16 protein-coding genes are annotated in these 21,403 nt (G+C 48.2%); 9 read left to right on the plus strand and 7 right to left on the minus strand.

Annotation, left to right across the window (positions count from 1 at the left end; translation table 11 throughout):
• The 6 genes from pstA to ACYVR3_RS00925 all read left to right on the plus strand — a co-directional run.
• The coding region (pstA, locus tag ACYVR3_RS00900; RefSeq protein ID WP_461242738.1) for a phosphate ABC transporter permease PstA at positions 1 to 791 on the plus strand (791 nt) is incomplete at its 5' end.
• A 7-nt stretch (positions 792 to 798) separates the two neighbouring features.
• On the plus strand, positions 799 to 1,596 hold the full coding sequence (gene pstB / locus ACYVR3_RS00905) for a phosphate ABC transporter ATP-binding protein PstB (protein WP_054737003.1): 798 nt from the start codon (positions 799 to 801) through the stop codon (positions 1,594 to 1,596).
• A gap of 22 nt (positions 1,597 to 1,618) precedes the next feature.
• The gene (gene pstB / locus ACYVR3_RS00910) at positions 1,619 to 2,374 is read left to right on the plus strand and encodes a phosphate ABC transporter ATP-binding protein PstB (protein WP_461242739.1); all 756 of its coding nucleotides are present in this window, start codon (positions 1,619 to 1,621) and stop codon (positions 2,372 to 2,374) included.
• 11 nt (positions 2,375 to 2,385) lie between these two features.
• The gene (gene phoU, locus ACYVR3_RS00915) at positions 2,386 to 3,063 is read left to right on the plus strand and encodes a phosphate signaling complex protein PhoU (RefSeq protein WP_461242740.1); all 678 of its coding nucleotides are present in this window, start codon (positions 2,386 to 2,388) and stop codon (positions 3,061 to 3,063) included.
• A gap of 441 nt (positions 3,064 to 3,504) precedes the next feature.
• Positions 3,505 to 4,908, plus strand: coding sequence for an MFS transporter (locus tag ACYVR3_RS00920; protein WP_461242751.1), 1,404 nt, complete (start codon positions 3,505 to 3,507; stop codon positions 4,906 to 4,908).
• A gap of 251 nt (positions 4,909 to 5,159) precedes the next feature.
• Entirely contained in the window at positions 5,160 to 5,360 is a 201-nt protein-coding gene (locus ACYVR3_RS00925) for a cold-shock protein (RefSeq protein ID WP_054736987.1), read from the plus strand.
• Positions 5,361 to 5,482: 122 nt separating this feature from the next.
• Here ACYVR3_RS00925 and ACYVR3_RS00930 read toward each other — a convergent pair whose 3' ends face one another.
• Entirely contained in the window at positions 5,483 to 6,319 is an 837-nt protein-coding gene (locus ACYVR3_RS00930; RefSeq protein ID WP_461242741.1) for an L-threonylcarbamoyladenylate synthase, read from the minus strand.
• Positions 6,320 to 6,845: 526 nt separating this feature from the next.
• Between ACYVR3_RS00930 and ACYVR3_RS00935 the strand changes: the two genes are divergently transcribed.
• Entirely contained in the window at positions 6,846 to 8,150 is a 1,305-nt protein-coding gene (locus tag ACYVR3_RS00935; RefSeq protein ID WP_461242742.1) for a cation:dicarboxylate symporter family transporter, read from the plus strand.
• A gap of 17 nt (positions 8,151 to 8,167) precedes the next feature.
• The gene (locus tag ACYVR3_RS00940; RefSeq protein WP_461242743.1) at positions 8,168 to 9,115 is read left to right on the plus strand and encodes a phosphoglycerate dehydrogenase; all 948 of its coding nucleotides are present in this window, start codon (positions 8,168 to 8,170) and stop codon (positions 9,113 to 9,115) included.
• A 77-nt stretch (positions 9,116 to 9,192) separates the two neighbouring features.
• Here the strand turns inward: ACYVR3_RS00940 and ACYVR3_RS00945 are convergent, their stop codons facing one another.
• From ACYVR3_RS00945 to ptcA, 6 genes are all read right to left on the minus strand, one after another.
• Positions 9,193 to 10,002 (minus strand): MurR/RpiR family transcriptional regulator, encoded by an 810-nt coding sequence (locus ACYVR3_RS00945; protein ID WP_461242744.1) that lies wholly within the window; start codon positions 10,000 to 10,002, stop codon positions 9,193 to 9,195.
• A gap of 14 nt (positions 10,003 to 10,016) precedes the next feature.
• Positions 10,017 to 11,105, minus strand: a complete 1,089-nt coding sequence (gene aguA / locus ACYVR3_RS00950; RefSeq protein ID WP_461242745.1) for an agmatine deiminase — start codon at positions 11,103 to 11,105, stop codon at positions 10,017 to 10,019.
• A gap of 349 nt (positions 11,106 to 11,454) precedes the next feature.
• Entirely contained in the window at positions 11,455 to 12,420 is a 966-nt protein-coding gene (gene arcC / locus ACYVR3_RS00955; protein ID WP_461242746.1) for a carbamate kinase, read from the minus strand.
• A 127-nt stretch (positions 12,421 to 12,547) separates the two neighbouring features.
• Positions 12,548 to 13,645: an agmatine deiminase gene (gene aguA / locus ACYVR3_RS00960; RefSeq protein ID WP_461242747.1), complete on the minus strand. Its 1,098-nt coding sequence runs from the start codon at positions 13,643 to 13,645 to the stop codon at positions 12,548 to 12,550.
• Entirely contained in the window at positions 13,642 to 15,045 is a 1,404-nt protein-coding gene (locus tag ACYVR3_RS00965) for an APC family permease (protein ID WP_461242748.1), read from the minus strand. The genes aguA (ACYVR3_RS00960) and ACYVR3_RS00965 overlap by 4 nt, the downstream gene beginning before the upstream one ends.
• 43 nt (positions 15,046 to 15,088) lie before the next feature.
• Positions 15,089 to 16,123 carry a putrescine carbamoyltransferase gene (gene ptcA, locus ACYVR3_RS00970; RefSeq protein ID WP_461242749.1) on the minus strand — a complete coding sequence of 345 codons (1,035 nt, stop codon included), beginning with the start codon at positions 16,121 to 16,123 and terminating at the stop codon, positions 15,089 to 15,091.
• Positions 16,124 to 16,797: 674 nt separating this feature from the next.
• Between ptcA and ACYVR3_RS00975 the strand changes: the two genes are divergently transcribed.
• Positions 16,798 to 20,979, plus strand: coding sequence for a MucBP domain-containing protein (locus ACYVR3_RS00975; protein WP_461242750.1), 4,182 nt, complete (start codon positions 16,798 to 16,800; stop codon positions 20,977 to 20,979).
• Positions 20,980 to 21,403: the final 424 nt, after the last annotated feature.

Consider the following 21,403-nt stretch of genomic DNA (forward strand, 5'->3'; position numbering starts at 1 on the left):
TGATCAGTGGTTTACCACACATCAGTTGGCACTTTCTGACGTCCCCTGCTGCCTCATTTAGTGCTGGTGGCGGGATCCGCGATCAGTTATTTAACTCACTGTACCTTTTAGTTTTAACACTCTTAATTTCGTTTCCGCTGGCACTTGGTGCGGCAATCTACCTATCCGAATACGCCGCTAAGAACTGGACGACCGGCTTGATTCGAACCGCCATCGAAGTGCTGAGTTCACTGCCATCCGTGGTGGTTGGGCTCTTCGGTTACTTAATTTTCGTGATTCAGTTTCACTTTGGTTTTTCGATTTTATCTGGTGCCATCGCGCTAACGTTCTTTAATTTACCCTTACTCGTTCGAAGCATTGAAGGCGCGCTGCACGCCGTTCCTGACAGTCAACGAGAGGCTGGCATCTCGCTGGGGCTCTCTAACTGGAAAACGATTCGGGGCATCATCTTGCCGGTAGCGCTTCCCGGTATTTTGACCGGGATCATTCTAAGCGCTGGTCGAATCTTCGGTGAGGCCGCTGCGCTGATTTACACCGCTGGTCAAAGCGCACCCTTACTGAATTACACGAATTGGAACCCCACTAGTGCGGATAGTTTTTTGAATCCAATGCGTCCCGCTGAAACGCTGGCCGTTCACATTTGGAAGGTCAACACGGAGGGCGTGACGCCGGATGCGGTCAGCATTTCTGCCGGTGCATCTGCCGTTTTGATCATCGTCATTCTACTATTTAACTTAGGCGCCCGAGCGTTCGGGAACCACCTTTACAACAAGTTAACGGGAAGTAAGTGAGGCTACTATGGATAACTACGATTTAACGAAAACCCACATTGTCGCACCAACTGGCCCCATTGCGCTAGCCACCCACGACCTGGAAGTGCTTTACGGTGGTCGCCACCGCTCAATGGTTGATGCCAGTTTGCAGTTTCCGCAAAACACCATCACAGCGCTGATTGGTGCCTCTGGTTCTGGTAAATCCACCTATCTGCGGTCACTAAACCGAATGAACGACCGCATCGCCACGGTAAACGGCCAAATTATGTATCGGGATACGGATATTAACGCCGCTAAAATCAACGTTTATGAGCTTCGCAAACATATCGGCATGGTCTTTCAGCAACCCAATCCGTTTGCGAAATCGATCTACGATAATATCACCTTTGCATTAAAGGCTGACGGCATCACGGATAAGGCTGAACTGGATCAACGCGTTCAGCGAAGCTTAGAAGAAGCCGCACTCTGGGATGAAGTGAAGGATTCCCTGAACCGGAGCGCCCTTTCACTTTCCGGTGGCCAACAGCAACGGCTCTGTATCGCCCGGACACTGGCGATGGCGCCCGACATCTTATTGTTAGATGAACCGGCCAGTGCACTGGACCCCATTTCAACGGCGAAACTTGAAATGACGCTTAAGAATCTGGCCCAATCCTACACGATCATCATCGTGACCCATAACATGCAACAGGCGTCCCGAATCAGTGAGTACACCGCCTTTTTCCACTTAGGCCACGTCCTGGAATTTGACCACACCACCACTATTTTCCAAAAACCAACGCTTGAAATCACCCACGATTACGTGACCGGTAACTTTGGTTAACGGTTCAGACAAGGAGGTCGCTATGACCGCAATTTTAACCACGAACAACGTGCACCTCTATTACGGCGAAAAAGAGGCCTTGAAGGGTGTCAGCCTCGCCTACGATGACAACAGCATCACCGCCTTAATTGGGCCTTCTGGTTGTGGCAAGTCCACCTATTTACGGTGTCTTAACCGTATGAATGACTTGATTCCAAATACCCGCATTACCGGAAGCTTTAACTTTCAGGGCACCGAAATCTACGCCCCCGACACCAATCTCGTGACCCTGCGTCGCCAAATCGGCATGGTCTTTCAACAACCCAACCCCTTTCCGTTCTCCGTTTACGAGAACGTGACGTATGGGCTACGGTTGAACACATCACTTAAGAAGGCTGAGTTGGATGAACGCGTTGAACAAGCACTCCGTCAAGCCGCTATTTGGGATGAAGTCAAAGACGACCTGCACAAGAACGCCATGTCCTTTTCTGGTGGGCAACAGCAACGCATCTGCATCGCTCGGTTGTTGGCGGTTCAACCAGATATCATTTTATTAGACGAACCCACCAGCGCGTTAGACCCGATTTCAAGCGCGCAAATTGAAGAAACGTTACTGGCGCTGAAGTCAGACTACACCATTATCATCGTGACCCATAACTTACAGCAGGCCTCTCGAATCGCGGACCGCACGGCATTTATGTTGGACGGCCACTTGATTGAAGTTGACCTGACGTCCCAGCTATTTACCCAACCCGCGCACCAAGAAACAAGCGACTACATTAACGGCAAATTCGGTTAGGAGCGATTTCATTGAACAATTTATTTACGGAAGCACTCAAACAACTCTCGACGCAGTTGACTGCCATGGGCAACACGGTCAGTGATCAAATCTTCAAGGCAACCCAATCCTACATCGATCATGATAAGGCTGAAGCCCAGGCCCTTATCCAACACGATCAATCGATCAACAGTAGCGAAGTTGACTTGGAGAAACAGGCCCTGACCCTGATGACCCTCCAGCAACCCGTCGCCGACGATTTCCGCAACGTGATCACAATTTTAAAGTCCAGCGCGGACCTCGAACGCATCGGCGACCACGCCACCAGTATTGCCCGGGAAACGATTCGGGTGAAGGGCACGCACCGAATCGATGAAATTGAAGCGCAGTTGGCAGTGCTCAGCAAACTCATTCGTAACATGCTGGCCGATGCGTTAGCCGCCTCTGAAGCTAGAGACCCTGATAAGGCCAAGACCATCGCCGCCCGCGACATTGAAGTGGATCGCCAATTTGATGCTATCCGCCAAGCTGTCATTTCGGCAATGCAGCAAGACACCAACGTTGCACAGGCGGGGACGAGCTACCTCTTCGTTGTGAAGTTATTGGAACGAATCGGCGACCGTATCGTTAACCTGGCTGAGGAAGTGGTTTATGACCAGACTGGCGAGATTATTGAGTTGAATCAGGGACGGCATATAGAGGATGAGTAACTGTCGTTTGTGTCCAGCGTAAGTGTTGGGTGTGATTTGGGTGTGATTTGGGTGTGATTTGGGTGTGATTTGGGTGTTGGCTGTTTGTCGTCGCTTCGCTCGGCAAAGCCGCATAAAAGCCGGCGCTCTCAGGCTACAAAATTCGGCGCCACTTAAACTGTTATTTCCAGGGTTCCTGAAGTTGTAAAAATTTGTCAACCACGCGCTTTCTGGCCACCACGCCGAATGGTGCTGCGCGAGACTGAGAGCTGCATGCAAGGCGACATCGGTAAACCCGCCAGGCCCGGGCGCCTTCACCGATGTCGCCTTGCACACTGCTCTCAACCCGTCTCGCTCCGCACACTTACGCTGGACACAAACGTCAATCTGTCCACACTTTTCATATGAAATCGTCAATCAATCAGTCTATACTGAAATTCGTAATCTAACGAAAGAGGTATTATTTTGATTGACACAATTTCTCGACGCACCCAACTGTCAATCTTGTCAGTTGGGTTATTGTCGTTCATCGGCATCCTGATTGAAACATCGATGAACGTCACGTTTCCAACGTTAATTCAACAGCTTCACGTTTCACTGGCAACGATTCAGTGGCTGACCACCGGCTACTTATTACTGGTCACAATCATCATGGGGACAACCGCTTACCTCATCAAACGGTTTGACAGCCGCACCCTATTTCGCATCGCTATCACTGCGTGCCTTTTAGGGACGCTACTTTGCGCACTGGCACCGAATTTTCCAATCCTCATGATTGGTCGGCTCTTCCAAGCCATCTCAACTGGTCTTTCAACGCCGATCATGTTTCACCTGATTTTATCCCAAGTGCCTAAGTTCCAACTCGGCGTCTACACCGGCCTCGCCAGCATGACGGTCTCGTTTGCGCCAGCACTTGGGCCAACTTACGGCGGTTTATTGAACCACTATTTAAGCTGGCAAGCCATTTTCTGGTGCGTGCTACCGTTTATTTTGATTGTTGCGGTTCTTGGCGACAGAACGATTAGGTTGAAGGCCCTTCAGAACCAGACACCATTTGACATTGTCGGGCTGATTCTGATTTCAGGCATCTTCGCGGGCTTCGTTTGGACCTTTAATCAGGCGGGGACTCACGGCTTTACTAGCAGCAACTTTCTGATTTGGGGCCTTATCTCACTCATTATCACAGCGCTATTCATCTGGCATACCCGTCACGGACAGCGCCAGCTACTGGATTGGTCGATTCTAAAAATGCCGATTTTACGGCTTCGGTTGATTAACCACTTCCTCCTACAGTTCACCAACATCGGCATCTCGTTCGTGATCCCAATCTTCGCTGAAAATACCCTCGGCGCTAACTCGATGACGGCAGGACTAGTACTCTTTCCCGGCGCGCTATTAGGCGCTGGTCTCGCACCATTTGCTGGCCGACTCTATGATCGTAAGGGAGCGATTTTACCGATCGCCATCAGCAACACCCTGTTTATTATCGGGACACTGCTATTCGCAACGTTGACCAAGCATCTCACGCTCGGCCTCCTCGCCGTGTTCTTCATCGTGCTCCGCTTAGGATTCAATTTCGGTTTCGGTAACCTCATGTCCGATGCCAGCAAGCACGTCTCAATGGCCAATAAAGCCGACCAGAACTCGCTCTTTAACATGTTGCAACAGTACGCCGGTTCACTAGGAACAGGCGTGTTGTCGGCCATTATTTCAGCCCATGAACTCACAATGTCATCGACCGCTGCCGCAACCCGTGCCGGAAGCCACATCGACTTCTGGTTACTCGTTGTTTTGGCGCTCATTGGTGGTCTGGCTGCATTGCGTTCCAACCATTACATTAGGTTAGAGCAACAATACGATAATTAATATTTAATGTGACTGTTCACCAAAATTAAATATCTTTGGCTGTAAGCCACGCCCTCACAATGATTCACTCGTTTTTATTTCAATAAAGCGAACTTCTCATTTGCTATTTCGGGAATGACCTGTTAAGCTAGGTACTAATGTATTTAATACTTCGAAATTTTGGTACGACGTTCGTGAGAATGACATCCCCGATTTCAAAAGTCTTCAAATGCACAAATATATTGCGCTATGCGCACGGAGGTTTCATTCTTATGGAACAAGGTACTGTTAAATGGTTCAACGGCGACAAAGGTTTTGGTTTTATCACTCTTGAAAACGGCTCAGACGTTTTCGTACACTTCTCAGCTATCAATGCTGAAGGTTACAAGACGCTTGAAGAAGGCCAAAAAGTGACCTTAGACGTTGAACAAGGCGACCGCGGCCCACAAGCAGCCAACGTTACTGTTGCTTAATTAAAACTAACTTTTAGAAAAAGACCGCCTCGGCGGTCTTTTTTTCTGCCCTCAATAAAAACGAATGCCGCAGATTCCAACATCAGGAGTTTGCGGCATTCGTTTTTAATTCAAGCTTTTATTTAATAGTACAACCCGTGTTGATACGTCCAAGTTGAAAAAATCTCGCTCATGTTGGCCATGATCTTATCAACATCGAGGCCTTTACGAATCACAATTGGTGCCGGGTTCACGCCAACCTGGCCGTTTTGCTTTGGCACAAGTTCGCCACTTTCATCCACCATGGACACCATCACCCCTTGTTCATAGCGGGTATCGATCGTCTTATCCGGTTGAATCGATGCCACGTAATCGTTGGCTTCAATGATGAGATCAGCAGCGGTTTCAATTCGTTCGCCAATCCCCGTCACCAAACCACGGTTGCCTTTGCCGGATGGGTTAGCCGAACTTGCGAACGAGAACTTATGATAAGTCGTCCACAGTTCTTGGGCGATCTGTTCGCTAGGCGTACCAAATTTAATGACGAAACAACTCGTTTCACGCTTATCCATCATCAAGTCCTTGGTACCGTCATCCGGAATCAGACCCTTAGCTGATGCCTTCCAAGGCAAGATGCACCCCAGCAAAATATCTTGATCCCAGTGTTTTTGGTAGAGCGCCTCAATTTCTGGTGTCATTTGGGCTAATTGCTTAACCTGTTCCAAAGAACCGCACAACACCACGCCCGGCTTATTACGTTTTCGCTTCTTAGCTGCAAATTTACGTTCCAGTCCCTTATCATCTGAGGTCATGATAATGTAGCCCACCTTGGTTGGACTCACGATCATTCCGCCGTCGCCTTTTAGGATCTCAACGCCTTGAGCTTGTAGTTGGCCGTTCCACTTGACCGTTTTAGCTGCAGCGGTCGTCGATTGTTGTGATGCGGTTGAATCAGTTATGTAGGTTGCTTTCGTTGTCATTTCAATGACTTCCCTTCTCTAAATGCTTATGTCACATCAATATACTATTAAAATATTTTAATCATACATTTTTGTTATATCCCAGTATCGTTGTTTCAGACCAGTATGTCAACATTTAATTGCCATTATTTTCTCATTTTGTTTTTCATTCACGACTAAATCAAAGGCCAATTTCACCTTTTTCGAGTGCGAATAACGGTCATTTTATTCTTATTAGAATATTTCAACGACAGGTGTTACCCGAAACCAATACCTCAAACGTCAGCCTTTTAGCAACCTGCCGTCCCAATCGATACTAGTCACGTCACCCCACCGAACCTTCTATTACAATTACACAACAATCAAATTATCCCTTCCCCATTTAATGGCGTTTTGGTGTATGATACTTTTAAAATTTAATCGTTTTCTCAGTAAGCATCACAATTGGCGAGTTATACCCGTTAAGTTTACTTTAAGCTCAGCTTGATACGGTATGACATGTTGTTATTTCACTACGCAATACATAGATTGAAGGGAATTATTGGGTATGCAAAAAACGAAGCATTTTAGAATTTCGCAAAGCTGGCAAATCATGATTGGACTCGTACTTGGCGTGGTCCTCGGGGTGGTCTTTTACCAAAACAAAACCGCCATTACGGCCATGTCCAACATCGGGACGATGTTCATCAACCTGATTCAAATGATCGTGTTGCCAATCGTGGTCTCCTGTTTGACCGTTGGCATCGCCGGCATGGGCGATGCGAAAAAACTTGGCCGGGTCGGCGTCAAAACCCTAGTTTACTTTGAAATCATTACGACGATTGCCATCATCCTTGGGTTGATCATCGCTAACGTCTTCAAACCAGGTGACCTGGTCAACATCCACTCATTAACGGCGACTGATATCAGTCAGTACACCTCCAGCGCTAAGAGTGTTGCCAAAGACGGTGGCATGTGGAGCCTGATCATGGGCATCATCCCCACCAACATCTTCAGCTCCCTCAGTGAAGGCAACATGATGCCAATCATCTTCTTCAGCGTGATGTTTGGCCTCGGGACCGCTTCGCTTGGTGAAAAGGGTAAGGTCATTACCGACTTTCTTGAAGCCGTTTCACAAGTCATGTTTAAGGTAACTAACTGGGTTATGAAAGCTGCACCGATTGGCGTTTGTGCGCTAATTGGCTCAACGATTGCCCAAATGGGACTTTCCGCATTAAAGCCGTTGAGTGTTTTCATCTTACTGACCTACGTTGCCTTTGCGTTGCTGATCTTCGTTGTGCTTGGCATTACCGCCCGCATTTTCGGCCTACGCATCACCAACTTATTCCGAGTCATTAAAGAAGAAGTCATTCTGGCATTCTCAACCTCAAGCTCTGAGACCGTGCTCCCCCGCTTAATGGATAAGATGGAAAACTACGGGGTTAGCCGGAGCATCGTGTCCTTCGTCATCCCAACCGGTTACTCGTTTAACCTAGACGGCGCGGCAATTTACGAATCTCTCGCAGCGTTGTTCCTTGCCCAGGCTTACAACATTCACCTGAGTTTGGCGCAACAAATTTCGCTGGTTGTTGTTTTGATGATCACCTCTAAGGGGACGGCTGGTGTTACTGGCGCCGTCTTCGTGGTATTATTAGCAACGATGTCAACCATTGGTGTGCCAACATCTGGCTTAGCCTTCATCGCCGGGATCGACCGGATCATCGACATGGGCCGGACTTCCGTCAACGTCTTCGGGAACTCACTGGCTTCCATCGTGATTGCCAAATCCGAGCATGAATTTGACGAACAGAAAGCCACTGCCTACTTAGGTTCACTCAGTGGCCACCGTAACACCAAAACTGCAACTAACTAACAAAGGACTGACAGTAGATGACTGCTAAAATTATCGTGCCTAAAATTGCTGACGACCTGACCGACCACTACCTCGCGAAACACGGCTACGAGGTGCTGACCGTCGATAATCCGGGTGAGGACGAGATCCTCGAAACTGCCCCGGATGCGGCCGCCGTAATGATGATCAGTAAAAAACTTCCAAACGACCTGTACGCCAAAATGCCCAACCTCAAAGTTCTCGCCCGCCGTGGCGTGGGTTACGACAACATCGACGTTGATTACGCCGCCAAACACGGCATTTGGGTCACCAACACCCCCGACGCCAACGCCCACAGTGTGGCAGAAGCAGCGCTGATGGACATCTTGTTACTGGCCCGGAACATGAACGCCGTCAACGTTAAAACGCGTCAGGGCGACTGGACTGGTGCCTATCACTTAATGGGGCACGACGTTGCGGGTGCCACCGTCGGCATCGTTGGCTTTGGGCACGTTGGTCAGGCCCTCGCGCAATTATTGACCAGTTTCGGTACCAAAACGCTGCTGTACGACCGCGAACCTGTCGATACACCACTTGGCACCTTCGTCGACCGGGACACGCTTTTCCGAGAGGCTGATTACGTCAGCCTTCACCTCGCTGCCGTTCCGGAAACGATTCACAGTGTGGGTCAACGAGAATTCGACCTCATGAAACCCACTGCCGGATTGATCAACCTCGCTCGGGGCGCTATCGTGGACGAACCCGCATTAATCGACGCCCTTCAACAGGGCAGCATTGCGGGCGCCGCGTTGGACGTATTTGCCAAGGAACCGCTCACCCAAGACAGCCCACTACTTCAGATGGACAACGTGGTCATTACCCCACACATTGGCGCCAACACAGTTGAGGCCAACCGAGAGATGGCAATGACCGCTGCTAAGATGATTGATGCGGTGTTGTCGGGCGAGACGCCGGAGTTTGCGGTGAATGAACCGGTGTTTGATTGAGTTAACTGATATGCTAAACAAAAAGCAAGTTTCAAAGTAGACCTTAAGGGCATACTTTGAAACTTGCTTTTTATAGCTTACTGATTACGTTTCACTAAATTGAAATCCCGACCACCATAATCCTCAATGTATTGGTATAAAATCAACTCCATCAAGGCAATCGTCGAGATGCGGGAACTAATATCCGTTTGATTCACCTTAACCGCATCCGAGAAAATATAGAGGTTAATATCACTTAAATTTTGAATCGTATTATTATCTGGCTCAGTAATCGAAATCATGAACGGTCGCGTTTGACCGCTGATCAGCTGATTCATCATCTCTAAAAACTCACCATCGGTCCCGTTGTAAGTTAGGACAAACACTAAATCGTCGGCCGTCAAATGCTGCCGTGCAGCAACTCGGTAATCGTGATCAATCGGAAAAATCACTTCAAATCCTGCCATCGTATACAGGTAGTTAATATAATCCGTGGCGTGCTTACTGATGCCCTTAGCGAAAAAGTACAATTTAGGGTGCATCGACAACCGTTGCGTAATCTCGTGCAGTTTACTGATAGGCACCACGCGAACCGATTCCGTAATATTTTTCAGATATTCTTCCCGATAATCAGTTTGAGCCACCGTGAACGGTGATGGTTTTTCTTCAATCTGATCATTGTTTAACAACGTGTATTTAATCACCGTTGTGAATTCACTAAATCCCACAAATCCCAGTTTTTTAACGAAGCGCAGAAACGTCGCCGTTGAAACGTACGTTTCGCTTGCCACTTCTCGAATACTCTGGTTTTTGATTTGATTCATATTCTTAACGACGTAATCAAATAGCGCTTGTTCGTTATTAGTTAACGAACTTAAGTGGGCATTAACGATTTCAAAGAAATTCATCTAGCATCTCCGTCCTATTTTCCTGGTACGTTTAACAAAATCGTGTGTAGACCACCGCCACCGGTTAAGATTTCTCGCGTTGGGAAACCAATCACCTGTCGATCCGGATACAGTGCTCGGAATTGCGCCAGCGCCACTTCATCTTGTGGATCGTCAAAGGTTGGGACGATGACGCTCCGATTCGTCGTAATGTAGTTGACGTAAGTCGCCGTTAAGCGTTGATTCGTTACCCGGGGCAACATCCCATTGATGGGATCAACCCCGTTAGCCTCATCCGCTGTCAATAACAGCTGGGACGGAATCTGTAGCCGATGAATCTTTAATTTGCGTCCCTTCGCATCCGTCATCTCAACTAACTTATCAAATGCCGCGTGACTAATTTCATACTGCGGATCCGTTTTATCATCCGTCCATGACAGTACGATTTCTCCAGGTCGAACGAAACTGACCATGTTATCAATGTCACCACCGGCTTCGTCTAAGAAAAAGCCCTCCGGTAACCACAGTACTTTTTCAGCACCGAAGTAGTCCTTAAAGACTTGTTCAGCTTCAGCCTTTGAAGCCGATTTATTACGACCCTCAGACAAAATCACTTCTTCAGTCGTGATCAGGGTGCCTTCACCATCAACCATGACCGAACACCCTTCCAAAACCCGTTGGTGCTTATAAAAGTCGATACCATCGAGATCCGCTAATTTTTGGGCAATCTGATTATCTTTATCCCACGGGAAATATAGCCCATCTAACAGACCGCCCCACGCATTGAAGTTAAAGTCAGCTGCTCGTAAGTCTTCAGCAGCATTAACGAGGTAAAACGGTCCCGTATCCTTAATGAACGCATCGTCATTACTCATCTCAATGACGCGAACAGAATCGGGTAACATCGCCCGCGCATTTTGATACTGGTTTTGATTCACCAACATCGTAATGGGTTCGTCTCGAGCTAATAATTCAGCTAGTTTTGTAAACGACCGTTGAACGGGTTTACCGCCTTCACGCCAATTATCAGGCCGTTGTGGCCAAATCATATACCCAGCCCGATTGGGTTCAAATGCGGCTGGCAATCGATAACCATCTGCAGCTGGTGTTGAAGTTAATTTCATCAGAGTCTCTCTCCCTTACCTTAAATTTAGCAGCCCAAAATGGGTCCTCTGCATTTCAAACGATTTTAAATCAACCAGCACTTGCTTCCCAAAAACTGGTAACGTTGTCAAACATTGCTCAACTATCATAGCACATTTCGCTTCAATTAAAAGCGTTCTCAATACCAGTCTAACGCAAAACTCGCCCTGAATTCCAAGACCAGGAATTCAGGGCGAGTTAGCCTTATCGCACCGGGATATCAACAGTTTAGGTTAGTCAGATCAAGTTTAGAGAGGAAGCACTCAACTTAGCTCAAAAGTGTGCTGATCACGCCGTTGTGATCAACCTATCCCAGCATTTTTGTTTCACTTAACGAACGGGTTCTTCTACCGCCCGGGCAATGACCGTGCCTTCACCGTTGGCTAAGAAGTCGCCAATGTTTTCAAGTGAGGTGATCACGGTTCGACCGTGAGGGGTGTGTTCAACGAAATCAATTGCGGCTTCAACCTTAGGTAGCATGCTACCCTTGGCGAATTGGCCTTCATCGATATAACGCTTTAATTCTGGCACCGTCACGTTGGTCAACGTCTTTTGTTGTGGCGTGTTGAAGTTAACGAAGACGTGATCAACGGCCGTGAGAATGATCAACGTATCTGCGTGGATCTGTTCGGCCAATTTTTCGGAAGCAAAATCCTTGTCGATTACGGCTTCGCGGCCTTCAAGTCGGTCACCCTTGCGAACAACTGGCACGCCACCGCCACCAACTGAAACAGGCACGACCCCAGCGTCAACTAGCTTCTCAACAACGTCGGCTTCAACCACGTTAACTGGCTTTGGAGATGGCACAACGCGACGGTAACCACGACCAGCGTCTTCAACGTAACGGTAATCAGGATGCTCTGCATGTTGCCCTTCCGCTTCATCGCGAGTGTAGAACGGACCAATTGGTTTGCTTGGGTCAACGAAGGCGTGATCGTCTTCACTGACTTCAACCTGCGTCACAACGGTCGCAACTGACTTCGTTAAACCAGCTTTGACTAATTCTTCTTGCAAAGCGTTTTGAAGCCAGAACCCAATACTGCCTTGCGTCATTGCAACAGCGGTATCCAGCGGCATTGCTGGATTGGTTTTAGTACTTCCGGCTGCTTGTTGTAGTAACAGGTTGCCAACTTGCGGCCCGTTCCCGTGAGAAACCACTAGTTCGTCACCCTGTTTGACGAATTGAACCAAGTAGTGTGCCGTTTGACGAAGGGCTTCCTGTTGTGCTTGTGCTGAAGCATCCTTTGATAAAATTGCGTTGCCGCCAAGTGCGACCACGATGCGTCGTTTTGCCATATTCTTTTCCTCCAATACCAGTTAGTCAGCATTTGGCTACCAAAACCCAAAATCAGAATTATCAGAAATTAAGCTGCATTTCAGATAATTCTGGTTTCAAGGATGAGCCTATTTTTGTTTTTAACGCTTAGTTTTCAGGAACTTGTTGGGTAATGCAGTGGATGTTCCCACCGCCCAATAAGATTTCGCGGGCTGGAACGCCAACGATTTTACGATCTGGATAAAGTTCAGCTAAGGTTTCCTTGGCCTTTTCATCGTTAGGATCGCCGAAAGTTGGGAAGACGATGCCGCCGTTAGCGGTGTAGTAGTTCACGTAGCTGGCAGCTAAGCGTTCGCCTTCAGTCCGTGGCAAGGTACCATCAACTGCATCAACGCCCAAGCTTTCTTCTTTGGTAATCGTGACTGGCTTTGGAACGTACAGCTTAACGACCTTCAGCTTGCGACCTTTGGCATCCGTAGCGTTTTCCAAAATTTCCAAGTTTTCCTTAGAAATGGCGTATTGTGGATCGTTCTCGTCATCCGTCCAAGCTAAGGCAACAACCCCTGGCTTAACAAAGTTGGCAATGTTATCCACGTGGCCGTTGGTTTCGTCCAAGTAGATCCCTTTCTTCAACCAAATGATCTTTTCGAGGTTCAAGTGTTGCTTCAAAACTTCTTCAATTTGTTCCTTAGACAATTGTGGGTTCCGGCCTTGTGACAAGAGGCATTCTTCAGTGGTGATCAAGGTGCCTTCGCCATCAACGTGGATTGATCCACCTTCAAGGACAAAGTCGTCCAACCGGTAACGGTCAACGTGTTCCATTTCGGCCATCTTTTGGGCAACTCGGTCGTCCTTGTCCCATGGGAAGTACAAGCCGTCTTCTAAGCCGCCCCAAGCGTTAAAGGTCCAGTCAACGGCCCGCAAGTCGCCCTTATCGTTCTTGACAAAGGTCGCCCCACAGTCACGAACCCATGAATCATCGTTAGAAATTTCAACAACTTCAACGTTGTCAGGTAACATCGTCCGCGCATTTGCGTATTGGGCATCGTTAACACCAACCGTAACGTGTTCAAATTCAGAAATAGCTTCCGCAACCTTCACAAAGGTCTTTTGGGCTGGCTTGCCACCATTGCGCCAGTTATCTGGACGTTCTGGCCAAAGAATGTAAACACCCTTGTGTGGTTCAAATTCGCCGGGCATTCTGAATCCGTCTTTTTTAGGGGTACTGTCTAATGTCTTAGTCATGATAAACGCTCCTTTTGAGTCGTCGAGGCGACTTTCATTTTATTTTTATGTTCGGCATAGCGAACAACAATTTCACCGATAACAAGTGTGATGATCGTCCCAATTAAAATTGGCATCTTGCTTGAAATTTCAGCAGCACTCCCATTCAATGGAACGGCTGTCAAAATAATGGTGAAGATCAAGAGAACTTCTGGTACCCAAGTCATTAATTGAATCATTACCGGCCCACCAGGTACCTTGAAAGGCCGTTCGCGATCTGGATCCGTCTTTCTTAACTTCAAGAAAGCTGGGAACATCATCGTGTATGAAATCAGTAAGGCAACCACGTTCAGTGAGAAAAACGCCCAGAAAATGTCTTGGTTCGGGATAAATGGTGACGCAACCACGAGAACTGATGCGACGATGCCATTTAAGTAACCCGTCCCAACGGGCATCTCATTTTTGTCTTCCTTACCAAAGATTTCGGGTAAGACGTGATCCTTCGCAGCGTAATCGGCCACGTAGTTCACACCAAGGGCCCAGGAAATCATTTCAGAAGCTAAGATGTAAAGGAACATAATGCCAATTATAACAACAAACCAGTTCATGTGACCGATTAACAGGATGAAACTGTCTAATAACCCACTTGAAGCGGATAATTTGCTGGTTGGCACAGCGACACTCATCCCAAAAGCAGAGATCAGGTAGAAGAAGGCAATCAAGATCCCGCCATAGATAATGGCTTGTGGAATCTGTTTCTTTGGTTTGTCCATATCATCGGCCATCGTAGCGACAACTTCAAAGCCGAGGAAGTTGAAGATGATGACTGATAAGTTACTCCAACTGCTCAAGTTCATTTCTGGTAATAAGTTCTTAGGCGAGAAGTCGTTAGCGACCCCTTTAGTCACAGCAACGTAGATTCCTAAAACAGCAAGGGCAACGATCGTAAAGATCTTCGCAAATGCCGCCAAGTTCATGATCCACTTGGATTCTGAAACTGGCTTGTTACCAAGGATCACAACGACCCAGACAAAGGCTAACTGAACGATCATCGCAACCCAAGTGTTCATGTGAATGCCAAAAATCGTTCCCGCAACTTGTGCGAACAAAACAGCTAAACTGGCCATCCAAATCGGATAGTTGATCCAGTAAACCCAGGCCAACCGACCGCCCCACCGGGCACCGAAGGCCTGTTTGACCCAGTCGTACAGGCCACCATCACCAACGTAGGTTGTCCCTAACTCAGATGAAATCAAGCCATATGGTAGGAAGAACAGAACTAGGAGGAAGATCCACCAGAAGAACTGTGAGGTCCCAATCGCTGCGGCTGGTGCTACGGACTCAACCACCATGATAACAACCACGGACATGAGCACGGCATCGAATAATCTAAACTTCTTTTTTGGTTTCCCGTTTTCCATGATGCAAATCTCCAATCTTTGGCGCTAGTGCGCTTGAACGGGTTTAGTCGTTGTTACGTGAATCAACAGCGTTCTTAAGCATCAGTTCAAACTCAGCGTCGTATTTGTCAGCAACTGCTTTTGAGGCGTACTTTAATTCTGGGTTTAACAAGTAAACGAAGATTGCACGCATCGCCGTCTTCCGGTTTTCAGCTTCGTCCCAAACAATGGAGTAATCTGAATCAAGCACTTCGTCGGTAACTTCTTCACCACGAGTAGCTGGTAAGCAGTGCATGAAGCGAACGTGATCTGAAGCCTTTGCAATTAAATCTGCGTTAACTTGGTACTTAGGGTAGAAGATCTTCATCCGTTCGTCTTTGCCCATTTCGGCATCGTACAAGCCGTACCATACGTCGGTGTAAACAAAGTCGGCATCCTTCAAGGCTTCGTCAGCGTCTTCGGTGATCGTCACGCTACCACCGTATAATTCGGCGTTCTTCTTACCGATCTTAACGACGTCATCCTTCATTTGGAAACCTTTAGGGCCAAATTGAACGAAGTCCATCCCCATCTTGGTGGTCATAAACATGGTAGAAACACAAACTTGAGTAGCATCGCCGACAAAGACGATCTTGCAATCACTTAACTTCTTGCCTTCTGGTAAGTGTTCCGTCATGGTGATGATATCGCCAAGTTCTTGGGTTGGGTGGTTGTAATCACTCATGAAGTTAACAACTGGCACCTTAGCGTACTTACCAACTTCGGCAACGGTGTGGTGACGGTCAACCCGGGCACCAATGATGTCAAGGATCCGGCCAAGTACCTGCGAGGTATCTTCGATGGTTTCGTGACCACCTAATTGGATTTGGCCTGGGGCTAAGTATTGCGCGTGGCCACCAAGTTCAGTCATGGCTGCTTCGGCTGAAGTCCGAGTCCGAGTTGAGCTTTGTTCAAAAATCATGCCCAGCGTCTTGTTCTTCAATAGTGGTGGGTAGTAACCGTTTTTGGTTGATTCTTTGATCTTCAATCCTAAATCGATCATGTATTGAATCTCAGCTTGGGTATAAGTAGTGGTGTCGATGTAATCACGTTTTGTCATTTTGAAAACTCCTTTTTTGTTTGGTCATTTGTTTACGAACACATCATATCTGATTCTCAGAAAATGTTGAAGCGTTTCCAGCCCTTGTGCTACGGGCATTCGTGCCCTGTTACGTGTTTCAAAATGTGAAACATGTTTCAGCAGCATCCTTGATTAGTCGAGCTCACATTGTTGTGAAAATTCCCGATTTATTGGGCTTTATCGGTGGTAAAATCCTCAAAATTTCGTTAAAACGCTGTCTTTTGATTAAAATTACATTAGGTAGTTAGTAATCCGTTTTACATTGCTCATAAGTTATCAAATCCGTTGGGATTGGTAGCGTTTTCAGTGTTTTATTCGAGTTATTGCACCTCACACCCTAACGTGGGAAAATTAAAAACCAGCTTTGAATTTTTGTCCTTGAACTGCACCAATCTCAGCTGATTTTTCAGTTATTCGATAATTATCTGAAACCTGTTCCATCGCGGCCTAAAACACTCAAAAACAGGTGAAGCAATCTGCCATATTGCCACCTTTTCAATGCTGATTGGCCTTTGATTGATGATTCAATCAAAAATCAAGTTCCAAATTAATCACTAGATAAGCACCCAGTGTTACAATATAGGTAGCGTCACTAGGTCGTTATGAAGGGGAGATTCATGCCGACCTCGTCAACTTTGGAGGGGGAATTTAATATGGAGACAAAGACGCATTTTAAGATGTATAAAGACGGGAGAATTTGGGTTGTTGCGGGAATTACAACCGTTGCGACGTCACTGATGCTGTTTTCAACGGCAACTTTCGGCACGCGCGCTTCGGCGGCTTCGGACTCGGCAACCGATCCTGCCGTTAGCACCGTTACTACGACAGCTAATACTGGTCAAACGGTGACATTGGGGCAACCAACTGCGGCTTCCACGCCGACAGCTGCTGGTGATTCGGGAGAATCACCAGTTGAAGCGCCGGTGGCGGACACGTCAACCGGTAGCGGTTCGACACAAACCACCGAAAGTTCCGAAACGCCGCAAGCTGAGGCGCCAACTGCCTCACAACCAACCACGGATTCGCAAATGACCAGCAATACACAGTCTGATATCGTTAATAACGATGAGTCCACGCCTAATACAGCGGCATCAACCACTCAGCCCACTGCGACAACGGAATCAGCAACGACACCAGTGGCCCGCACCGCTAGAATGGCCGCTGCTGAACCAGTCGCTACGGAGGCATCCGCAGATTCAACAACCGATGCCACCTCAACTGGGTCCATCTCAACCACGGCACCAGACGCCAGTGATTTAACCGGTGTCATCAAAGCAACCGACAAGTTTAACGTGTCGAAAACGGACGTCTTACAGTGGAGCTATCAACACGCCAGTTTAGATCAAGTTCCCGGTCAAGGCGCTTGGCAGGGGGCGGACTATGCCGCTCAAATTGCGAACGATGCCAGTGGCGTTGACCCACAAACAAACAAGTACTACTTAGATGAATGGATGCCGGATGAGGCCTTCCAGTATTTTCTGTACTCCAATAACTATCAGGACCAATACACCGACTTTAACGCCTTTCGGGCAGCGATGACGAAGGACACGTTGAGTCAATTAACAGCGATTCAAACAACGGAAGCGAAACAGCATGAGGGTAACTATCAAGACCCAACCGTGTTAACGAACTACATGACCTTAATGGGCACCGAAACGTTGGAAGGTTTGCAATACGCCACCAACTTAACCACGTTAGACTTAAATCCATCCACATCGATCAACGTTGAAGTTTGGGGCGATTCGCTTCGAAACGCCAACCTTTGGGATATTTCGGCGCTAGCACCACTGACCAAATTACAATCAGTTAGAATCTCCAAGTTTGCTGTGACCGATATTTCAGCGTTAGCGGACAAACCCGACCTGTCATCGGTCGACTTAAGCTACAACCAAATTTCAGACATTTCACCACTGGCAACCGATCCGAAACTCGACGTCAGCAAGGCGAACCTGGCCTATCAACACCTCTTGTTAGCACCCATCACGCTAAAAACCGGGACGGCTGCGTACACCACGCCTTCCTTTATCGTGAAGGACCTTCAAGATAACAACGTGCCCATCACGGCATTTAACCCAACGAGCAGCACCTACCCCGGCCTCTTTCCAAGTACGGCCGATGGTGGCAACCTTGATGACATTACGTTGGCCTGGTCGCAGATGCTAAATGACACCGCCGCTAATTACGGCAGTTTCACCACCACTTGGAAGGATGCGAACAGTAATTTTGAAGGCTGGATCATCCAGCCCTACCTGTTCCAAGATGCAGTTGGCAACGTCACGGTAAACTACCAATTGCTGCAAGCCGATGGGAAGCAGTTGTCGCTTTACCCAACTTCCGTTTTGGCTGGAACGGTCGGCAGTGATTTTGATTTGAATGACTCTACCGCCGTGTCACCCGCCCTCCAAACCATCATGGGCGACAAGGGACTGGTTTTCTCTGGCGTTATTTTAACCGGTACGGGTAAATACAGTGACTACACTGCCAACAACGGCTTAGCCCAACGGGTGTCAACCACCGGGACCTACACGGATGCGCCACAAACGCTCACCCTGCTCTTCCTCAAGCAGTGGCAAGTTCAGGTCAACTACGGCGTGATTCAACCGGATGGCACCACGGTATCTGCGATCATGGATAACAATGGGCAACCGTTGCAGCAACAAATCAACGGTGACCTCTCAACACCAATTAGCCTTTACGGCAATAACGGGATCGTCGCTAACCTGCCGGGCTACATTTACGCTGGTGTTCAAACGCGAACCAACACCACTAACTGGACGCCGTTGGCCAACAACGCCACCGAGATTCCGTTTATCGATGGCAACCAAAGCGTGCTCGTACTCTACCGGGTTGCGCAATCAGCCACGGTCACTTATCAAGATCAAACGACTGGCCAAGTGCTCAAAACAGTAATCCCAACGGATGACTCAAGCTTAATTGGCGTTGCCGGTCAAACCAGTTCGTACAGCAGTCACGATCAAATTGCGGCCTATGAACAACAGGGTTACCGCCTCGTGAGCGATGCCACGTTAACTGCCGATGGTCAATCCGCCGTGGTCTTTGGTGACACCGGTCAACCAACTAACTTCGTGGTGACGTTGGCCCACACTTACCAAGCCGGTGACGTGAACACCGTAACGGCTACCATCACCTATGTTGACCAGGCTGGGCAACCAGTCGCAGCGCCTAGCGTTCAGACCAAATCATTTGTGACAGTCACGGATAATACTGTGGTGAATGATGCTGGTACGACTTACTATTCAGATGGTGTCGCAACGCAAGCGCCAGCTTTGATGCCTGACGGTCAACCGACCGATTCGAAGTGGACTGCCGGTAACACAGCGGCATTTAGCAGCGTTACCAACCCGGTTGTTTCAAGTTATCACGTTGCGGCAGCCACTGATCCTAGCGGTAGCTTAACGCAGGTCACGCCCGCAGCCGTAACGGCTAAAAGCGCTGATAGCATGAATCAGGTCACTTATGGCTTGGATCAAAGCCAGTTAACCGTGAACTACGTGGATCTGAATGGGCAGCCAATTGCGAAGCCGACGACTCAAAACGGCGATCAAGGCACCACCTTCAGCATCGACGTACCAGTAATCACTGGTTATCGGCCGGTTCAACTCAATCCGCAACCGGTAACGGGGACCTACCACGGTGATCAGATGACGTTGACGTTACACTACGAAGCTAATCCGGTTGAAACTGTTCCGTCAACGACTCAGTTAACCGTTAACTACGTCGACCGCAATGGCCAACCAATTGCGGTACCAACGACCCAAAGTGGTGATCAAGGCACTAAATTTAGCTTTGATGTACCAACCATTGACGGCTATCGCCCAGTTCAGATCAATCCACAACCCGTTACGGGCACCTATCACGGCGATCAGATGACGCTGACGCTCCATTACGATGCTAATCCAGTCGAAACCGTCCCGACTTCGACTCAGTTAACCGTTAACTACGTGGATCGCAACGGCCAGCCAATTACACCATCAACGACTCAAAGTGGTGATCAAGGCACTAAATTCAGCATCGATGTGCCAGCTTTTGACGGTTATCGCCCAGTTCAAATCAACCCACAACCCGTTGCGGGGACCTACCACGGTGATCAAATGACGTTGACACTGCATTACGACACCATTCCGGTCGAAACGACCCCAGCGACGGCTCAGTTAACGATCAATTACGTGGACAACAACGGGCAACCAATTAGCGCACCAACCACCCAAAGTGGTGATCAAGGGACCGGCTTTTCCGTAACTGCCCCAACCATTCCGGGTTATCAACTCGCTGATCCGCAACAACAAACGGTCGCCGGCACTTATCACGGTAACGATATGACGTTAACGTTGACCTATAACGCACAACCAACAACGCCGGTCGTTACTGAACCTGATACGGCAACGCCACCGGCAGTGACGCCAACTGATAATGGTGGAACAACGGCAACAGTTGACACGCCTTCAACCGACGAAACACCGACCGTCGTACAGCCAACACAACCGGCTCAGCCAGCGGCAACGGTTGTTTCAGAACCATCGCCTAACACTACGCAACCGACGCCAAAGCCGGCTGATCAAACCGCTACGACTGATGATGCAGCTGCTACTGTGGTTGCTGACAATCAAGCGGGCAACAGTGTGGTCCAACCTACTGTAGCAGCGAACTCGATTGTCCACGGTCAGGCTGCTCAACAATCAACCACAACAACTCGTCTGCCACAAACTTCCGAGACGTCATCATCATGGCTCACGGCACTTGGTGCTGGCTTACTGACCTTGGTAAGTGGCTTGGGTGCAGGGATTGTTGCTCGGCGGAAGCGTTGGGGACGTTAGGTTTGATTTAATGTTTGACAGGTATTTTGATTAATTCATAAAAATAGCGGCCACCGTATGTGCGTGTTTACGGTGGCCGCTGTTTTGTGTGTTTGAAGTTTATTAGTGAGTTAAGGTGGTTGAAGCATGACGTAACTATATTGTGGTCCGGCTATATTGGCAAGGAGCGAATGAGCGTCTGGACTCACCGTTGAATCAAGATTTTACTTAGACTCGATACTGTTATGTAGCCTAAACGTGTGCCAAAACTCAGGTCCCGGCCATATAAGCAAACACCCCCGCGTTTCTGAATCAACATCGATAAGGAGCGAATGAGCGTCTTGACTCATCGTTGGATTAAGATTTTAGTTAGTTTCGATACTGTTATGTAGCCTAAACGTGTGCCAAAACTCAGGTCCCGGCCATATAAGTAAACACCCCCGCA

It is taken from the genome of Secundilactobacillus muriivasis, assembly GCF_054785195.1.

What these genes read in the sequence shown, in the direction of transcription:
- pstB (WP_054737003.1), top strand. Translation starts at nt 799, where the DNA reads ATGGATAACTACGATTTAACGAAAACCCACATTGTCGCACCAACTGGC.
- pstB (WP_461242739.1), top strand. Translation starts at nt 1,619, where the DNA reads ATGACCGCAATTTTAACCACGAACAACGTGCACCTCTATTACGGCGAA.
- ACYVR3_RS00925 (WP_054736987.1), top strand. Translation starts at nt 5,160, where the DNA reads ATGGAACAAGGTACTGTTAAATGGTTCAACGGCGACAAAGGTTTTGGT.
- ACYVR3_RS00930 (WP_461242741.1), bottom strand. Translation starts at nt 6,319, where the DNA reads ATGACAACGAAAGCAACCTACATAACTGATTCAACCGCATCACAACAA.
- ACYVR3_RS00935 (WP_461242742.1), top strand. Translation starts at nt 6,846, where the DNA reads ATGCAAAAAACGAAGCATTTTAGAATTTCGCAAAGCTGGCAAATCATG.
- ACYVR3_RS00940 (WP_461242743.1), top strand. Translation starts at nt 8,168, where the DNA reads ATGACTGCTAAAATTATCGTGCCTAAAATTGCTGACGACCTGACCGAC.
- ACYVR3_RS00945 (WP_461242744.1), bottom strand. Translation starts at nt 10,002, where the DNA reads ATGAATTTCTTTGAAATCGTTAATGCCCACTTAAGTTCGTTAACTAAT.
- aguA (WP_461242745.1), bottom strand. Translation starts at nt 11,105, where the DNA reads ATGAAATTAACTTCAACACCAGCTGCAGATGGTTATCGATTGCCAGCC.
- arcC (WP_461242746.1), bottom strand. Translation starts at nt 12,420, where the DNA reads ATGGCAAAACGACGCATCGTGGTCGCACTTGGCGGCAACGCAATTTTA.
- aguA (WP_461242747.1), bottom strand. Translation starts at nt 13,645, where the DNA reads ATGACTAAGACATTAGACAGTACCCCTAAAAAAGACGGATTCAGAATG.
- ACYVR3_RS00965 (WP_461242748.1), bottom strand. Translation starts at nt 15,045, where the DNA reads ATGGAAAACGGGAAACCAAAAAAGAAGTTTAGATTATTCGATGCCGTG.
- ptcA (WP_461242749.1), bottom strand. Translation starts at nt 16,123, where the DNA reads ATGACAAAACGTGATTACATCGACACCACTACTTATACCCAAGCTGAG.
- ACYVR3_RS00975 (WP_461242750.1), top strand. Translation starts at nt 16,798, where the DNA reads ATGGAGACAAAGACGCATTTTAAGATGTATAAAGACGGGAGAATTTGG.